Raw genomic sequence first — 18,291 nt, 5'->3', positions numbered from 1 at the left:
TGTGATTCCATACTCATACCTGAAACTTGCCACTGAGGCTGGTCAGCTGCTGACTTTGATCGGCAACACTGGCAGACGCTTGTGCAACCTGTTGCGACTGATCCTGAAGCTGGCTGGCTGACTCATCCACGGCAAAGATATTCTGGCTGATATCGTTCGCCACGCTGGTTTGTTCTCTGCCGGCACTGGTCAACTGCTGAATCACTGTATTGATGCTCGCCATGGACGACAGGATGGTTTCCATCGCCTCACCGGTGGCCAGCGATTCCTGCTCTCCCTGATTGGCCTTTTCACATGCCTCGTTCATCACTTTTACCGCCTCTTCAGCCACGGTTTGCAGGCTGCCGATGGTGGACTCAATTTCTTCGGTACTTTCCTGAGTTCGGGTCGCCAGGGTCCGGACTTCGTCAGCAACCACGGCAAATCCACGGCCTTGCTCACCGGCGCGTGCAGCTTCAATAGCCGCATTCAGTGCCAGCAGGTTGGTTTGTTCTGCGATGGTTTTAATCACGTCGGTCACGCCGGATATTTCCGCGGTCTGAGCTGCCAGAGCGGAGATGCGGTCGGCGGCGGTACGAATTGTTTCTGCCAGGTTACGAATTACCTGAGCGGATTCTTTACTGCGCTCAGCGCTGCTTTGGGCGGTCTGTTGGGTCGAGTGGCTTTCTTCTTCGGCGCTGCGGCATAACTGGTCAACCTGCTGAGCGCTTTCTGCCAGGTTGTCGGCTGCCTGGGTAATGCGCTCAACTTTCAGTTTTTGCTGGCTGCCTAATGTGCTCAGTTCCTGGGCTGAACTGTTCATGCTGTTGGACGTTGACGACAAGCTGGCGGTGTTATCGCTGATTGCACAGACCGTTTGCTGCAGACTCAGAATCGAATTGGCCAGAGAGTTCACAACCTGGCCGAGCTCATCTTCGCCGGTTTTCGGATATCCACCACGCAGATTGCCGCTCTCAATGTCGCGCGCCATTTTCGCCACCAGGCTGATGTTGCTGCTCAGGGCCAGGTTAACCGCAGCAATCAGGTACATGGCAACCGCCACCATTAATAGGAAAATCAAGGCAGACCACATCAGTTGATTACGGGAAGCTTGCTGATAAGTCTGATTTAGTTGCTCGTAGCTTTGATACAGCTGTTGCGAAAATGACTCGAGATTGTCCAGCAGTTGATTACCCTGGTTGCTGATGGTGGACGTTGTAATCGCGATGGCATCAGCCTGAATGTATTCGCGATTAATCAGATCAAGGAAGCTCTGGACGGATTTATGGGTATTCTGCCACTGACTGCGGCTGTTGCTGTCATCCAGCAGCATCATTTTATTGTTCACCGACTCCAGCATGTTACTGGCCTGGCTGAACAGCTGGCTGAGTTGAATATAACTGTCAGGCGTGAATTGCCCGGCCCGGGCCATCATCACGCCGTGGAGTTGCAGCGATGCCAGCACAGACTCCAATCTTGGAATGTCGATACTGTCGAGTTGGGCGATCAGCAGAGTGGTTGGGTGATCATCCAATAACAGCCCGGACGTCAGGGCTTGTTCTTCCAGCGCCTGTTCCAGTTGATGGGTCCAGAGCCGGAATGGTCGGGGGGCAGAGCCTGCGGCAATTTCATTCAGTTTACTTTGGTGTTTGCTGTTTAAACCGTTGAGCGAAATCTGACGCCAGTTGGTTTGCTGACCTTGTAAGGCATCACTCAGGCGTTGTTCCAGTGATGTTTTGTGGATGGCTCTGAGTTGCTGGCTGTTGGCCATTTCCATCAGACGTTGGCTGGCCATCTGGATGACCTTATTTTCCGATTGATAGATAAACCAGCCACTGTACAGCAAAGGCAAAATAAAAATGACGATGATCAGTCTGAATTTTAACCGGAATGGTATATTACTGAGCCAGTGAGTTGCGGGTAACGATACAGCCATAAAGTTGCCTTATCCGAAAAGAGCTATCGATGAGTTTTTGATACACTATTAACTATAGACACCGGATAATTAACTTGCCGTTTTATTAATTTGCCCAAAGCGAACCGCGGAAGTTCGACTATCATCAATTGATAGTCCTATTGATTGCCTGCACAAGAGTAAAGGAAGCCATGAACGCAGCAGAATCATTGCCAGATCTATTAGCAGATCGATTGCCTCTGCTGGTGGTTGACGATGACGAGTCGGTCATACAAGTGACTCGCCTCGTGTTATCGCGATTCCGGTTCGAAGGAAAGGGGCTGGAAATCCTCGAAGCCAGAAGCGCCAGTGAAGCCCGAGCTTTGCTTAATCAGCGCCCGGATATCGCTGTCATCCTGCTGGATGTGGTGATGGAAACCGACGATGCTGGTTTGCGTCTGGTTGAAACAATCCGCAATGATCTGAAAAATCACACCACCCGCATTCTGTTACGCACCGGTCAGGCAGGCTACGCACCGGAACATGAAGTAATTCAGAATTACGATATTAACGATTATCTGTCGAAGGCAGACGTTACCCAGAATCGCCTGTTTTTCTCCCTGACCACGGCCTTGCGTGGCTATCGCGATATTCTCACGGCGGAGTATCTGGGCAGTCGTGTGGCTCAGGCGGATAAGGCGTCATTGGCCAAAACCCAGTTTTTGGCGCATATGAGTCATGAAATCCGCACACCGCTGAACGGTTTATTGGGGACGGTGCAACTGTTGTCCGACACTAAAATGAGCGACGAACAGCAGCAGTTAATTAAAGACCTCGATTACACCACGGAAGCGTTATTAGGCATTGTTAACGATGTGCTGGATGTATCGAAAATCGAAGCAGGCAAGCTGGAACTTAATATTGCTTCTTTTGCCGTAAATGAACTGATCGAAAAAGTCAGCGCTATCTTCTCGGCCAATATGCAGCAAAAAAATATCCGCTTTTATTCCGATGTTGCGCCAGCAGCGGATGTTTGTGTCGCAGGTGATAGCCTGCGGATTCAGCAAATTCTGATGAACTTCCTCAGTAATGCTTACAAGTTCACATCGGAAGGAGGGGAAGTCTCCATTCGGGTGTCGCGCTCGGAAGATGATCATTCGCTGTATTTCCAGGTGCAGGACAACGGTATCGGCATCAGTGCTGACCGCGTTGCACAGGTGTTCGATGCTTACGAACAGGAAAGTGCGGCAACTGCCGGTCAGTTTGGCGGCACCGGATTAGGGCTGAGTTTATGTCGCAGCTTGTCCCATCTGATGGGTGGTGACGTTGGCGTCAGCAGTGATGAAGGGCAGGGCAGTTGTTTTTGGCTGAGTCTGCCATTAACAGCCGCGTCGGAAGTGCAGGCCTGCTCTGACCAGAAGCGCACATTAATGAGCGCTAAGATTGCGTTGTGTGAAGACGACGTCACCAGCCGCAAAGTATTAACCCGCTTACTTGAAAAGCGCGGAGTACAGGTGGCCGCCTACGAAAACGGCCAACAGCTGCTGGATGATAATCAGTACCCGGCGTGTGACGCGTTAATTCTGGATTGTCATATGCCGGTTAAAGATGGTTTCACTACTTCCCGTGAGGTACGTGATCAGGGTTATCAGAAACCGGTGATTGCTTTGACCGCTGGGGTTACCGAAGGCGAACGGCAGATTTGTTTTGATTCGGGAATGGATCTGGTTCTGGCCAAGCCCGTTGATGCCAACAAGCTGTTTGATACCTTGTCACAGCTGTTGGCAGGTCAGAAAGAAACGGCCGAATAATTCTCCCGGCCTGGCGAATATTGGCTAAAACTGCAGTAGCCACTCTCCCTGTGCGATAAAAAATACCAGAAAATAAAACATCAGACCGGCCGGGGCCAGCATCAGAGTAAATGCCAGAATCGGAATTAAAATCCAGACACTGATGCCGTGCTGCAAAGCATGCTGACTGATTAAAATGCCGGTTAATAAGTCAAACGCCAGATAATGAATCCAACCTGCCAGTGCCGCCCTGGGCGCTTTAAATAACGACATCACTCCCTTTAGAGACTTGAAATGCCCCTTCGGTTTTTCACCTTCACCATCGTGGCGTTTGCCTAAAAACATCAGATAGGAATACAGCGCCGACAAGCCAAAGATAATTACCGCAAATAATATTTGGTGAATCTGCTCGCGATAATCATCGAGAAACAGACTGACCAGCAAAGCGATCCAGGCAACCAGAGTGATACGGTTGGCAACGGCGAATATCCGGGAATAAACAGGCATAACAACAGAGATCTTTTTTATTATCGATGCTGCCATTATTACGGTTGTTTGTGTCGGTGAAAAGAGGCATTCAGGCCAGTTAACCGGCCTGAATAAGACAGAAGAATCAGCGCTGAAACGCTGATCAGAGTTTGTCGCAGCGGATGTCGTATATCGGACCAACACCGGTCATATGCAGATTATAAAATTTCTGGCCGTCGTGGTCCTGGCGGAAGCTGGTGTACTGGAAGCGGCAGCGACCATCCGGGTGGGTCATGGTGACAATGCCACGAATACTTTTACCGGTGACAATGCCGGTGAGTGGATGACGCAGCGTTGACCAGTCGTTGCTGGTAAAATAGGCGTCTTTCAGCGTTTCCTTCCAGCCCCAGTTATTGGCCCATTGTTTGGCCGCTTTTAATGCCTGCTGTTTCTGACTGCGATCAGCATAGCCTTCGGCGGGTAAATCACGTTGCTCTGTTGCCGCTTTTTGCTCCTCTTCAGCCTGGCGAATAAATTCGTCTTTAATGGCTTTAAAATAGCCGGCCATGGCGTTATCGATATTTTGTTGTTTTTCCTGGCTGGCCAGTAGTTGGCGAACATACGCCTGATTATTGGAGTACAGATTAAACTTGCTGTGTTTACTCCAATCGTCACGACCAAGGCCAGCGGCGTTGGCAAAGGTGTAAATTAATACGCCATCTTTGATATCGAACAGATAATAGCTGGTGGCATGGCGGTAAACATCCACACCAATAATCGAACTCTCATTGGGTAAAAATTCATAACGATCGATTCCACATTTGTCACACGGTTTGATATCGATTGATTTTTTACCCTCTGAGTTAAAGGTAATTTCATAGGTTCGCTGTGGGCGACCTAAATGGGTCATGGGAGCGGCCAGATGGTAGGTGCCTGCGGAATGGCTGAGTTCGCCTACTTCCTGATTCATAATTTTGTCCGACAGCGCCAGAGAAAATTGAGTGATTTGCTCGCGGGTAGTATTACGCGCTGTTTCCGGGTTTTTTGAATAGATATTGGCGTGACCAATTTGTGTCCAGACTGCTCTTCCCAGTTCTTTGTCGGGCTGAACGACCACAAAGCTGTCGTTGTCATAGCGAATCAGATACAGCCCCATCACCATAAAAATATCAGTTTTAAGGGTTTTCGACGGCTCTTCCTGATAGGTATACACCGCAGGAGGACAGCCCTGGCAGGCTGCAGCTGCCAGTACCTTACGACCGTTTAATTCACCGTACTGGATCATCAGCTTCTGCTGGCCACGTTCCGGAGCGCCCAGCTGGTAGACGCCATCGATGGCTTCCTTGCTCGGCTCTGCATAACTGCTGATGCTGATCAGAATCAGCGACAGAAAACACGTCAGTGAACAAGCGCAGGAGTATATCAGAGGGGAAATACGGGTCGAAAAAGTGGTCATAACCAGTCCTTTGAGTTATAGCGTTTCGATGTAAGAGTGGACATTTTTTGTACTAAACTCAAGACATTGCTGAATAAAAACATTCCTCTCAGTAACCCGTCGAGGTGCGTATGCGGATCGGTGTACCTAAAGAAGTCAAAAACCACGAATACCGTGTTGGACTGACGCCAAACAGTGTGCGTGAGCTGGTTCATCATGGCCATGAAGTGGCTATCGAACACGATGCCGGTAAAGCGATTGGATTTCGTGATGAGGACTATCTCGCCAGTGGCGCCATGGTGCTGAACAGTGCCGCTGAAGTGTTCGAATTTGCTCATTTAATCGTCAAAGTAAAAGAGCCACAGCCTCAGGAAGTTAAACTGCTGAACGAGCAGCATACCATCTTCACTTATTTGCACCTGGCTCCGGACCCGCAGCTGACCCAGGGGCTGATAAAATCCGGAGCGATCTGTATCGCTTATGAAACCGTCACCGATACCTTAGGGCGGTTGCCCTTATTAGCACCAATGTCGGAAATCGCTGGGCGCATTGCGGTCCAGGCTGGAGCGCGCAGCCTGGAAATGGAAGCCGGTGGTCGTGGCGTTTTATTGTCCGGTGCGCCAGGCGTTCCGGCCGGTAATGTGTTGGTGATTGGTGGTGGTGTGGTTGGCCGTAATGCGGTGGCCATTGCCGTGGGTATGGGAGCACGAGTAACAGTGCTGGATACTTCGATGCAAACCCTGCGTGAGCTCGATCAGCAATACGGCAACCGTATACAGACGCTGAATTCCACCCGTACCGCACTGGACGAATGTTTACCCCAGGCGGATCTGGTGATTGGTGCGGTATTAATTCCGGGTTCGGCGGCGCCTAAACTGGTTCGTCGTATACATCTGGAATCGATGAAACAGGGTTCGGTGATTGTTGATGTCGCCATCGATCAGGGGGGCTGTGTTGAAACTGCTCGTCCTACCACCCACAGTGATCCAACCTTCGTGGAAGAGGGCGTCGTTCATTATTGCGTTGCCAATATGCCCGGCGCGGTGGCGCGTACCTCAACCCAGGCATTAAACAATGCCACACTGCCATTTGTGTTGGCGCTGGCCAATAAAGGTGCCAAAGCGGCGCTGTTGGACGACCCGCATTTATTGCAGGGACTGAATGTCTGGCAGGGCCAGTTAACCGTGGCGGAAGTGGCTGCAGCCCAGAATATTGAAGCGGTTGATCGGCTGGCCGCCATTTCCTGATTTTTTACCGCTTTTAATAGTCGGCTAAGCGCCTGATTTGTTACCCTTGCAGCAGAAAAATCTGCTGTCAGGGAACGCATGTTTCACCTCTATCATTCTAACGATCTCGACGTCTTACGCGGCATTCTGGTTAAGCTGATGGCTGACCAGCTACCGGCACCGTTTGAGCAGGAAGCCATTCTGGTTCAGAGTCAGGGTATGGCCCACTGGCTGAAACTGCAACTGGCCGATGGCCTGGGCATCGCGGCGCAAATCGACTTCCCGTTACCCTCGAGTTTTGTCTGGAAAATCTTTAACCAGTTAAAGCCGGAGTTACCCGAGCGTTCCCACTTCGAAAAGCAGGCGATGTCGTGGAAGCTGATGCGATTGTTGCCGCAGTTGATCGATGATCCGAGTTATCAGGCGATTCGCCATTATCTCGAAGGTGATGACTCCGGTCTTAAGTGTTATCAGCTGGCGCATAAAATTGCCGACGTATTTGACCAATATCTGGTGTATCGCCCGGACTGGTTATTAAGCTGGGAAATGGGTCAGGATCAGGTGCCCGACACCGATGTCAATCGCCATCCCTGGCAGCCACATTTATGGCGTGCACTGATTAAAGACAGCGACCGTTTAGGTCATTCACTGGAGCACCGGGCGTCGTTGTTACAGCAGTTAGAATCTCTGGTGCGGGAACATCCTGAACGGTTAAATAATCTGCCGAAACGCCTATTTGTGTTTGGTATCGCTGCTTTGCCGGGCAGTTATTGGGATGTATTGCAGGCGATTTCGTCTGTGATTGATGTGCATTTTTTCCTGCTGAACCCGTGTAAAAATTTCTGGGGCGATATTGTCGACGATAAGCGCCGGTTACAGATTCTGAAAAAACAACCGGCAGCAGAAAGTTATTTTGAACGTGGCAATCCGTTATTGGCCTCCTGGGGCAAACTCGGAAAAGAGTTTTTAACCCTGGTACACGACAGTGAAATCAGTGATATCGAAGCCTACGTTGAAGTGGAAACCGGGTCCGGTTCTGGATCGGAATTTACACTGCTAAAACAGCTGCAAAACGATATTTTAACCCTGCAGGATAAACAAAAAGCCGCCTTTACCGTTGAGGCGTTAGAGCACAGTTATTTTAAACAACCAATTGCCGCGGACGATAACAGCGTTCAGTTTGTCTCTGCCCACAGCCCATTGCGGGAAGTGCAGCAATTACACGATCAGTTATTAAGCTGGTTCGAGAGCGATAAAAATTTAAAACCGCGCGATATCGTAGTGATGGTGCCGGATATTGACCAGTATGCACCCTATATCGATGCAGTATTTTCCAGTGTGGCTGATCACACCCGGATTCCCTGGGCGATTGCTGACCAATCCATGGTGCAGGAAAACCCGGTTATTGATTCCTGGTTAAAGCTGGTGGGGCTGGCCGAATCGCGCTTATTAATTACCGAAGTGCAGGACTGGCTCGACGTTGCCGCCATTCGCCAGCGTTTTGATTTATCCGAAGACGATGTTGAACAATTAAAAGACTGGTTGCAGCGTGCGGAAATTCGCTGGGGACTGAACAGCGATCATCGCCAGTCTTTGGGTTTGCCGGGGTTTGAGCAAAACAGTTGGCGCAAAGGGTTAAAACAATTAATGCTGGGGCTGATGTTGCCGGATGACGCCGGTCAGTGGCAGCAGGATTTCCCGGTCAGTGCGGTGGAAGGCAACGACGGTGAATTATTAGGTAAATTATTAGCCTTTATTGATCAGCTGGAACACTGGCAACAGCGACTGAATCAGTCACACAGCATTCAGCAATGGCAGCAGTTGTTATTGCAACTGACCGATGATTTTTATTTGCCCGAACTTAGCGATAGCGCTTCACTGCAAAAAGTGCGGGATGCTATTGAACGCTGGCAGGAAGGTTTATTGGATGCGGCGTTTGATCAAGCGTTATCACCCCAGGTGGTGCGCAGCTGGTTTGTTGAACAGTTAGGGCAGCAGGGCGGCTGGCAGCGTTTCTTAGCCGGGCCTGTTAACTTCTGTACCCTGATGCCGATGCGTTCCATCCCGTTTAAAGCGGTGTGTATGTTGGGTATGAACGATGAGGATTATCCGCGTCGTGTTACGCCAATTGGTTTTGATTTAATGGTATCGGGCAATAGTCGCCGTGGTGACCGTTCGCGCCGGGATGATGACCGTTATTTATTCCTCGAAGCCGTGTGCTCTGCCCAGCAAAAACTCTATATCAGTTATCGTGGCCGTGACGCCAGGGAAAACAGCGAATTACAGCCATCGGTGCTGGTGAGTGAATTACAGGATTATATTTGTGACGGTTATTGTTTAACCGATTTCGCTGATCAACCCCATAACCTCAGCCGTGAACACCTCTTTAATCATCTGGTGCAACAACTGCCGTTACAGCCGTTTAATCCGGAAAAATATAACGGTTACCAAACCATCTGGGCCGATGTCGCGAATGCGGTTGATAACCCAAATGACAGCGATAGTCAGAGTGTGTTTGTTGATGGTGGCTTGCCGATTCCGGAAGAAATTAATCAGCAGGAAGTACACTGGCAAGACGTCAAACAGGCGTTATTAAATCCTTGTAAGTTTTTTGTACAACGTCGCTTGCGCGCCAATCTCGATATCTATTGGCAACATCACCAAACCGAAGAACCCTTTGTTCCCGATGGTCTGGAGCTCTTTCAGCTGCGTCAACAATGGTTGCAGCAACAGCTGTCGCCGGCAGGTGATTATCCGGCTGATCAGTCGTTTTTCCTCGAGCAACAACATGCATTAGGAAAACTCCCGGTGAACCGTTTAGGCGCGGTATGGGCGGATGATATTCAGCAGGAAATGACACCGTTAGCACAAACGTTAAAAGCTGAGTGCCTTTATCCGTTAGATGCTTGTGCGCTGCAATTATCGATTGGCGAGACTAATGCCAGCCCTTCAGGTGCAAGTACGCGTGTTATTGGTGAATTACAGCAGGCCTACCTGGCAGAAGAGAATAGTGCGGCTTTGCCGGTGAGTGAATTAAACAATGCTGAAATCATTCGTCATCGGGTTGGTGGTATTCGTGGCCAGCATTTATTAGATGCCTGGCTCGATCTGGTGTTAGCGGTAGCAGCACAACCCGGGTTGGTCAGTCATGCCAGTGTTTATGGTGTTGTTAAAGGGAAAGACAAAAAATCATCGGCGATCCGCAAACTGGTATTAAAAGCGCCGACTCAATTACAGGCACTGGATATTGTTGACCAGTGTTTAACCCTGTATTGGCAATGCTGGCAAGGCCCAGTGGATTTTATCCCGGATTTATTATGGGAAAGTCTGTTATTGAGCCTGTCGGACAAGCTGGACGGTGATGCTGAGCTGATCGAACAGGAACAGCAGAAACTGCTACAACGCCAGATTAACAGCGATTTTTCGCCGTTGCATAACGTTTATATCCAACGCTGTCTGCCGGAATTGGTGCAGCAGCTAAGCCAGGCTGATGGATTCAGCCGCTGGTATCAGCAACACCATAAATTACTTGCGGACCTACACCAGCACCTCAGTGACGACGAACTGCTAGCGGAGAGCAACTGATGCAAAAGTTAGATATTAATCAGTTTCCGTTAACCGGCCAGTCACTGATTGAAGCCAGTGCCGGTACCGGTAAAACCTTTACCATTACCGCGTTATATAACCGCTTATTGCTGGCCCACAATACCGAATTGCCGCGTTTGGGTTGCGATCAGATTCTGGTGGTAACCTTTACCCGAGCAGCAACGGAAGAATTACGTGGCCGTATCCGTGATCGTATCCGTGACAGTTTTGAAGAATGTTTACGCCTGCAAAATAATTCCGCCGTTAATGATGCTGGTTTTGCTCAGCAATTAACCGATATTGGCGTACAGTCAGAAAGTGGTAACGATCATTCGCAGTTAATGGAACTGACCACCTGGTTGCAGGCCAACCTGGCACAAATGGATGAAGCGTCGATTTTTACCATTCACGGCTTTTGCCAACGGATGTTAAAACAATTCGCGTTTGATTCCGGAGTGATGTTTGATGCCGAGCTGGTGTTAGACAGTGAAACCTACCTGCAGCAGGCCTGTGAAGATATCTGGCGTTTACAGTGTTATCACCTCGACAGTGATCAGGGACGTTTTTTATTAAACCGTTACGCCGGGCCGGATGCGTTATTGCATAAGTTCCGCAGCTGGTTATCTCGGCCACACCTGAAGTTTATTCCACAACCTCAAGAGTCCGAGTTTGCAGAGCAATGGCAGTCGCTGAAATCGCAATATCAGGCGATTCAGCAAAGCTGGCAACAGTTAGGCAGTGACAATCTGCAACAACTGATTGCCGACTCTGGCGTTGATAAACGCAGTTACAGTAGTCGGAATTTACCACGCTGGCTGGAAAAGGCTGGCCATTATTTAACCGGTGAATTTTATTTGCCGGTTTCTGCCGAGCTGGAAAAATTCAGCCGTCGCCAGTTGGAAGAAAAAACCAAAAAAGGCGAACCACCTCAACACCCGTTATTTGATCTGATTGAAGACTACTGTCAGCAAAGCCAGCAGTTAGGCTTACAACTGGATATTGCCTGGTACCAACAGGTTCGCGATCGCTATTTTTACCTGTTAGAGCAGGCGGCTGCGTTAACCCCGGATGATTTATTGCGGTTATTGGCCACAGCATTACAAGGTGAGCAGGGCGATCAGCTGGCAGCGCAAATCCGCGCCAGTTATCCAGTGGCGATGATTGACGAATTTCAGGATACCGACCCGCAACAATACGAAATTTTTAATCGTATTTATCCGGCGGTTGTGAACGAAGATCAGGCGGATTCTGGCGTAACGGGCAGTAAAGTAAACGCCTACGGCCTGTATATGATTGGTGACCCAAAGCAGGCAATTTATGGCTTCCGTGGTGCGGATATTTTCACCTATATGCAGGCACGGCGCTCGTTATCCGACCAGCAACGTTACACACTGGATACCAACTGGCGCAGCCACTCCCAGTTAATTAATGCGGTGAATTCGTTATGGCAGCAACATAACAGCCCGTTTGTGTTCGATAAAGACATCGATTTTGTTGCGGTGAATGCCGCTGGCAAACACGATCATAACGCCTTAACTCTGGCCGGTGAGTCACCACAACCGATGCAGTTATGGTTATCGGACGACAGTGTGTCACGGGCGGAAGGCCATAGCCTGGCCGCCGAACAATGCGCACAACAAATTGCCGCGTTAATCCGCAGTGACCAGGCCAAACTGGGCGAACAGCCGGTTCAGGCAAGAGATATTGCGGTATTGGTACGCAGCCGTCGTCAGGCGGGCTGGATTCGTGATGCTTTATCGGAACAACAGATTGGCAGTGTGTTTTTAACCCGTGACAGTGTATTCGACAGTCAGGAAGCCATCGATTTATTGGCCTGGTTAAATGCGCTGTTAAATCCTGCGGACGAACGCTTAATCCGTACCGCGCTGGCAACCAAAACCCAGGGGCTTAACGCGGCAACCTTAGATGACATGTTAAATAACGAGAGTCGTTGGGAGCAGGAACTGGAGAAAATCCAGAGCTTCCAGTGGCACTGGAAAAAGCGCGGCATTATGGCCGCCATTATGTTATGGCTGGAAAGTCCGCTGGGATTAACGGACCAAAACGATATGTCGCTGGCGGTACGGTTAAAACAATCACCCCAGGGTGAGCGTTGTTTAACCAATATTATGCATCTGGGCGAATTATTGCAGTCGGCCAGTCGTCGTTTGCGTGGCCAGCAAGGACTGGTGCGCTGGTTTGGTGAACGTATTTTTGATCCGGAACGTAACGGTGACGAAGCCCAGTTGCGACTGGAAACCGATGCCAATCTGGTGACCATTGTTACCATCCATAAATCCAAAGGTCTGGAATACCCGTTAGTCTTTTTGCCATTTTTATGGGACGACAGTTTTATCCCTCACCAGCTGACCGAAGCACAATATTATCTCGGTTATAACGACGCGCCGGATTCAGAGAATTCTGAAGAAAATGCCGGTGTGGTCTTAAATCTGGCGCCGGATAGCGATGAAAAAGAACTCGCCATTCGTGATATTAAAGCCGAATACCTGCGCCTGTTGTACGTTGCGTTAACCCGGGCCAAATACGGCTGTTATATCTGGCTGATGGATGTGGTTGATGGTCGTTCGAAAAAATCGGCGTTACATAAAAGTGCGATTGGTTATTTATTACAGCTGGACAGCGCCTCCAGCAGTGAGCCCATCGACTGGCAACAGATGAAAGATACCTTTTCTGATAGCAGTCGTTATGTTGGTTCGATGCCAGTCTGGCAGCAGCAGTTAAACGTCTCTGCACCAACGGATAGTGACAAAACGGCAGTGCAGGCAAAAAGTTTCAGCAGCCATTTATACGATAGCTGGCGGGTCAGCAGTTACAGCCAGTTAGCGGGTGATCACTCCGCACCACATGTTCAGACAGATGTTGCCGATTCGCCGGATTGGCAGGACGAAGATTTACAGTTATTAGACTGGGAAGCGCAGCAGGATATTGCCGGGGATCGGGCAGCAGAAATGCTCGGATCAGAAAATGAAAGTGAGCAAGCGCAGAATTACGCCTTAACTTTTCCTAAGGGCGCGAATCCGGGTACCTGTTTGCACGGCATTCTCGAGCATTGGGATTTTAACGATAGCGAAGCACTAATCGAGATTTGCAGCAATCAGCTGCAATATTACAGTTTATCCGATTGTGACGAACAGCAATTAGGTCAATGGTTAACTCAGGTGGTGAATACGCCGTTATTGGCGCACGAGCAGGAATTTAACCTGTCGCAGCTGACGCAATCCCAGCGTCTGGATGAAATGGAATTTTATCTGCCGCTAGGCAATGGCAATCAGATGCTGACGCCGGCCAAAATTAACGCATTAATTGATGGAAAAAAACTAAGCTTTGATGCATTAAACGGTTATCTGAAAGGGTTTATCGATTTAATCTTTATTCATAACGGTCGTTATTACGTTGCTGACTATAAATCCAATCACCTGGGTTATGAGGCGGCGGACTATTCCCATGAGCAGTTAGCCTTGTCGATGGCGGATCACGATTACGATTTACAGGCGTGGATTTATACCCTGGCGCTGGATCGGTTATTACAGCAACGGTTAGCGGATTATGATCCACAACAACATCTGGGTGGTGTGTTCTATTTCTATCTGCGTGGCATGATCGACGAGTTCCATGACGCAGAGCCATCGGTTATGCAATCTCCATTAAGTCATCAGTCATTGGATTTATTTGCGGATGATGCAGACGATTTTTCTGACCAACAAACTGCATTCGATACAACACAGAAATCCGGTGTGTTTTATCAGGCGGTGGATTTACAACAGTTGCAACGATGGCGTGATTGTTTTTTTGCCTTTGAGCAATCCAACAACAATGATGGAGGACGCCGCTAATGAGTTATCAGGATGAGGTGTCATTGTTGAACGGAACCGAGGAAAACACGCTGGAAAAACTGCAGCAACAATGCCGCGAACTCATTGCCCAGCGCAAATTACGTGAGATTGATCTGCAGCTGGCACAACAAGTGGTGAGCTATGAGCTGGCGACTGAACCAAAAGACCAGACTGATAGCCAGCCAGAAAAAATCATTCAGTTGTATTTTGCCTGTGTGGCGCTCAGTGCGTCGCTGGCCAAAGGTCAGGTGTGTTTACCGCTGGATCGCTGTTTTATTCGGGATTTATCCGCCTGGTGGTTGAATATGCCTCAGCTGGTTGAGCTGCTGAGCGGTTGTGACAATGTGTTTGTTGTTGCAGATGATTCTGAGCAGAATTGGCAAAATCAGCCGCTGGTGCTTGATCCCGGTAATGGTATTACCACGCCACGATTGTATCTGGCGCGTTATTATTTTTATGAGCAGGGTGTGTACCAACATATCCGCCAACGGTTAACGCCTGCCATGAGTCAGGAAGAATTAATTGCCAGCCTGAAACAACCGTTGCAACAGTTATTTCCCGGCGCCGCAACTGGCGATGTAATCGACTGGCAGAATATCGCTGCTGCCAGTGCCTGTAGCATGCCGTTTGCGGTAATTACCGGTGGCCCGGGTACCGGTAAAACCACCACAGTAACCAAGCTGCTGAGTGCATTATTAAGCCTGAATCCGTCGATGCATATTGCGCTGGCGGCACCCACCGGTAAAGCCGCGGCACGAATGACCGAATCGATTCGTGGAGCCAAAATTCGCGAAAGCCAGAACAGCGAAAATGGCGAATCCGGTTTGGTCCATGCTGATTTAATTCCCGACGACAGTTTTACCCTGCATCGTTTATTAGGCTGGACGCCGCGTGGATATCGTTACAATCGCGATCATCCGTTACCGTACGATTGTGTGGTGGTGGATGAAGCGTCGATGATTGATTTGCCCATGATGCATCACCTGATGTCGGCATTGTCGGCGGATACCCGGTTAATTTTATTAGGCGATCGTGATCAGCTGGCGTCGGTGGAAGCGGGCAGTGTGTTGGCGGATTTATGTGATTCCGGTAACGAACACGGGCCATCGCAGGAATTTGCGCAATTAATGCAACAACTGACCGGCCAGGATATTTCCGGTTATGTGGAACATATTGATGGTGGCCAGGGTATCCAGAATGCCGTGGCACAACTGCGGGTGTCGCATCGCTTCCATGCCAACAGCGGTATTGGTCGGTTGGCGGCGGCGGTGAATCAGGGCAATTATCACGATGCCTTGGCGGCGTTTGAAAAATTCGAGGATATTGATCTGCACTGGCACGATACTTCTGCCGATAATAAAACGTCCAAAACCACGGACTTTTGGAAAATTGCCACCGCCAAGGGTTATCAGAATTATTGTAAAACCGTGGCCAAGGGGGATCCGAAGCAGATTATTCAGGCCTTCTCGGAATTCCAGGTATTGGTGGCGACCCGTCAGGGACCGTTTGGTATCGAAGAAGTGAATCGCCAGATTGAATTATTGTTACGCCCGCAGCTGGATAAAAAACATCAATATTCTGGTGCCATGTATCCCGGGCGGGCGGTGATGATCAGTCGTAACGATTACGACCTGGGTTTGTTTAATGGTGATATTGGTATTTTAGTGGAAGTGCCGAAAGACAGCGAAGCAAAGTCCGAACGCGAATTAAAAGCCGCCTTTATGGACAGTGATGGCGAGGTACGTTTGTTATTGCCTAGTCGTCTGCCGGAACACGAAACCGCATTTGCGATGACGGTACACAAAAGCCAGGGGTCGGAGTTTGATCAGGTCTTTATGATATTGCCGACTACCTGGCAAAGTGTGATCACCCGTGAGCTGATTTATACCGGTATTACCCGGGCAAAAAGCCATTTCCGGTTGTTAACCAGCATGCACAGCTGGCAGGCGGGTTTATCGGCCAGAGTCGAGCGGGCCAGTGGTTTGCGCGATAAATTATGGTGCTGACTTTAACTGCTAAGCACTAAACTCTGAGCTCTAAGCCTTAAACCGGAGCCTAGAGCCCTTTAGCGTTATAAAAAGATTTTAATTTTCTGAAGTTTTAAATGATGTTTGCAAAATCGAATTGGATAACAAAACTGTTTTTTAAGTTGGCATTGTACCTTTCACTGCTGCTGGTACTGATTTATGTGATTCTCACCAGTGTCGCACCTTTTGTTGCGGTGCGTTATGCCGAGCACTGGTTTGCCGAGCAACACCCGGGGCAGGCATTTACCCTGCACTCGGTTGAGATCTCGCCGTTACGTGGTCGGGTGATTTTAAAAGATTTAAAACTGCATCAGTCTGAACAGGGCACCATTGAACAGCTGAAGTCTGTGTCGCTGGGTGAATTGCAGCTGCATTGGCAACCAATGGCCTTGTTCGATCAACAGGTTCTGGCTGAACTGCAAGTGAGTGATCTGGCTTTAAAAGCCTATAACGCCCCGGCGATTGGTTTTGAGCAGTTTTCTCTGACGGGTATCGACGCCACTGAACAGACTCAAGCCGTTAAACAATTAACGCTGAAGGGTTTGGTTGTTCGTGGTGTTGAAGAGGAAAGCACGAAGACCAACGCGGAACCGTTGCTGCAATTAAATCAGTATCAGATTGATGATATTCGTTTTGATGCGCAACAATTACAGCTGATGACTGGCGTGCAAAATTATAACGGCTTAGTTGTCCAGTTAACCAAACTGGCGGATGGTGTTATTCAGGGTGTACCGGTGGCGCCTGCTGCCGAAACAACACCTGTTGAAGAAACAGCTCCTGGTGCCGAAACAGCTGCCGCTGAAGGGCAAGAGACTGACGAAGCACCGGTGACTGACGAAGCTCAGGCTACTGATGAAACACAAACTGCCGATTCTGAAATAACGTCTGGCGATAAAGCGGATGTTATTGCCAATGCCATACCTGAAGATGCGTCTGTTTCTGAAGCAGAGTCAGAAGCCGAAAAAGCCGTAGAAAAAACCTTCTCCGTTCAGATTGCCGGTCTGCAACAAAGCGACGGCCCGGAATCGTATGTGCACTTTATTGATCAATCGGTAACACCTGCGGCGGATGTCCGTCTGGCGATTCGCAGCATTAATATCGGTGCGGTTGATAGCGCTCAGCTGCAGCAGAAAATTCCGCTGCAAATTGAACTCGGTCTGGATGAATACAACCGTATTGTCGCCAGTGGTGAGATGGGGCTGTTAAATAATCAGCCGGAAGGGGATATCGAATTACATATCGAGCAGCTGAACCTGGTGCCGTTTAATGGTTATGTTGCCCAGGCGATGGGCTATCACGTTCAGAAAGGCGCGTTAAAGCTGGATGTGGATTTAGCTATTCGTAACGCTGAAATGGACGGTGAAGCGGATATTCTGCTGCGTAACAGCGAGTTTTTACCGGTCGATGAAGAGACGATTGATCGTCTGGGGAAACAGATTTCCATGCCGGTGGATACCGTGTTGTCTATTCTGCGCGACGATAACAACAATATTAAACTGACCATGCCACTGTCGGGCAATATTAACGACCCGGATGTGGGTCTGGATGATCTGATGAATCAGCTCAGTATGCTGGCATTAAAAGAAGCTGCGACTTATTACCTGAAGCAGGCGTTACAACCGTACGGCACGCTGATTTCATTATCGACTTATGCTGGTGACTATTTATTTGCGATCCGTCTGGATGATCTGACGTACCAGCCTTTGGAATCAAAGGTGAACGACGACCAGGCTCAGTATCTGGAGAAGGTTGCTGAGATGATGGTCGAGAAAGAAACGCTGGAATTGCAGGTGTGTGGTTTCGCCAGTGAAGCGGAAGTGAAAACACTGGCTGAGAAAGCGGCTGAAGCATCTTCCGGTAAAGCGCCAACCTGGCAGCAACTGGCGCAGCAGCGTTCGGGTAATATCAAAGCCTGGTTTAAGGTGCAGCATCAGGAGTTACTGCCTCGCGTGACGACGTGCCAGCCGCAGAAGGGCGAGGAAGCTGTGGTTGTGATGGGTTTCTAAATTAGTATTTACTAATAAGCTCAATTG

General features: G+C 49.3%; 9 protein-coding genes. 6 read left to right on the top strand and 3 right to left on the bottom strand.

The annotated features are described in order from the left end of the window. Window positions 1-13: 13 nt before the first annotated feature. Window positions 14-1,915, bottom strand: a complete 1,902-nt coding sequence (locus tag ACOQOZ_RS05145; RefSeq protein ID WP_420591204.1) for a methyl-accepting chemotaxis protein — start codon at window positions 1,913-1,915, stop codon at window positions 14-16. 170 nt (window positions 1,916-2,085) lie between these two features. Here ACOQOZ_RS05145 and ACOQOZ_RS05140 point away from each other — a divergent pair, with 170 nt between their 5' ends. Then, complete coding sequence (locus tag ACOQOZ_RS05140) at window positions 2,086-3,684, top strand: response regulator (protein WP_420591203.1); 1,599 nt, start codon at window positions 2,086-2,088, stop codon at window positions 3,682-3,684. A gap of 24 nt (window positions 3,685-3,708) precedes the next feature. Here the strand turns inward: ACOQOZ_RS05140 and ACOQOZ_RS05135 are convergent, their stop codons facing one another. Beyond that, window positions 3,709-4,170 carry an ABA4-like family protein gene (locus tag ACOQOZ_RS05135; RefSeq protein WP_420591202.1) on the bottom strand — a complete coding sequence of 154 codons (462 nt, stop codon included), beginning with the start codon at window positions 4,168-4,170 and terminating at the stop codon, window positions 3,709-3,711. Window positions 4,171-4,294: 124 nt separating this feature from the next. Continuing rightward, entirely contained in the window at window positions 4,295-5,587 is a 1,293-nt protein-coding gene (locus tag ACOQOZ_RS05130; RefSeq protein ID WP_420591201.1) for a hypothetical protein, read from the bottom strand. 110 nt (window positions 5,588-5,697) lie between these two features. Here ACOQOZ_RS05130 and ald point away from each other — a divergent pair, with 110 nt between their 5' ends. The 5 genes from ald to ACOQOZ_RS05105 all read left to right on the top strand — a co-directional run bounded on the left by ald (window position 5,698) and on the right by ACOQOZ_RS05105 (window position 18,264). Further along, a complete protein-coding gene (ald, locus tag ACOQOZ_RS05125; RefSeq protein ID WP_420591200.1) occupies window positions 5,698-6,813 on the top strand; it encodes an alanine dehydrogenase in 1,116 nt (371 codons plus the stop codon). A 78-nt stretch (window positions 6,814-6,891) separates the two neighbouring features. After that, a complete protein-coding gene (gene recC / locus ACOQOZ_RS05120; RefSeq protein WP_420591199.1) occupies window positions 6,892-10,377 on the top strand; it encodes an exodeoxyribonuclease V subunit gamma in 3,486 nt (1,161 codons plus the stop codon). Then, window positions 10,377-14,231: an exodeoxyribonuclease V subunit beta gene (gene recB, locus ACOQOZ_RS05115; protein WP_420591198.1), complete on the top strand. Its 3,855-nt coding sequence runs from the start codon at window positions 10,377-10,379 to the stop codon at window positions 14,229-14,231. Before recC ends, recB begins: the two co-directional genes overlap by 1 nt. Continuing rightward, window positions 14,231-16,237, top strand: coding sequence for an exodeoxyribonuclease V subunit alpha (gene recD, locus ACOQOZ_RS05110; RefSeq protein WP_420591197.1), 2,007 nt, complete (start codon window positions 14,231-14,233; stop codon window positions 16,235-16,237). Before recB ends, recD begins: the two co-directional genes overlap by 1 nt. A gap of 98 nt (window positions 16,238-16,335) precedes the next feature. Then, window positions 16,336-18,264, top strand: coding sequence for a DUF748 domain-containing protein (locus ACOQOZ_RS05105; RefSeq protein ID WP_420591196.1), 1,929 nt, complete (start codon window positions 16,336-16,338; stop codon window positions 18,262-18,264). Window positions 18,265-18,291 lie beyond the last annotated feature (27 nt).

It is taken from the genome of Bacterioplanoides sp. (assembly GCF_965219715.1).
Classification (GTDB): Bacteria; Pseudomonadota; Gammaproteobacteria; order Pseudomonadales; family Oceanobacteraceae; genus Bacterioplanoides.
The sequence above is the reverse complement of the archived record's forward strand: the minus strand, read 5'-3'. Positions and strand labels throughout refer to the sequence as shown.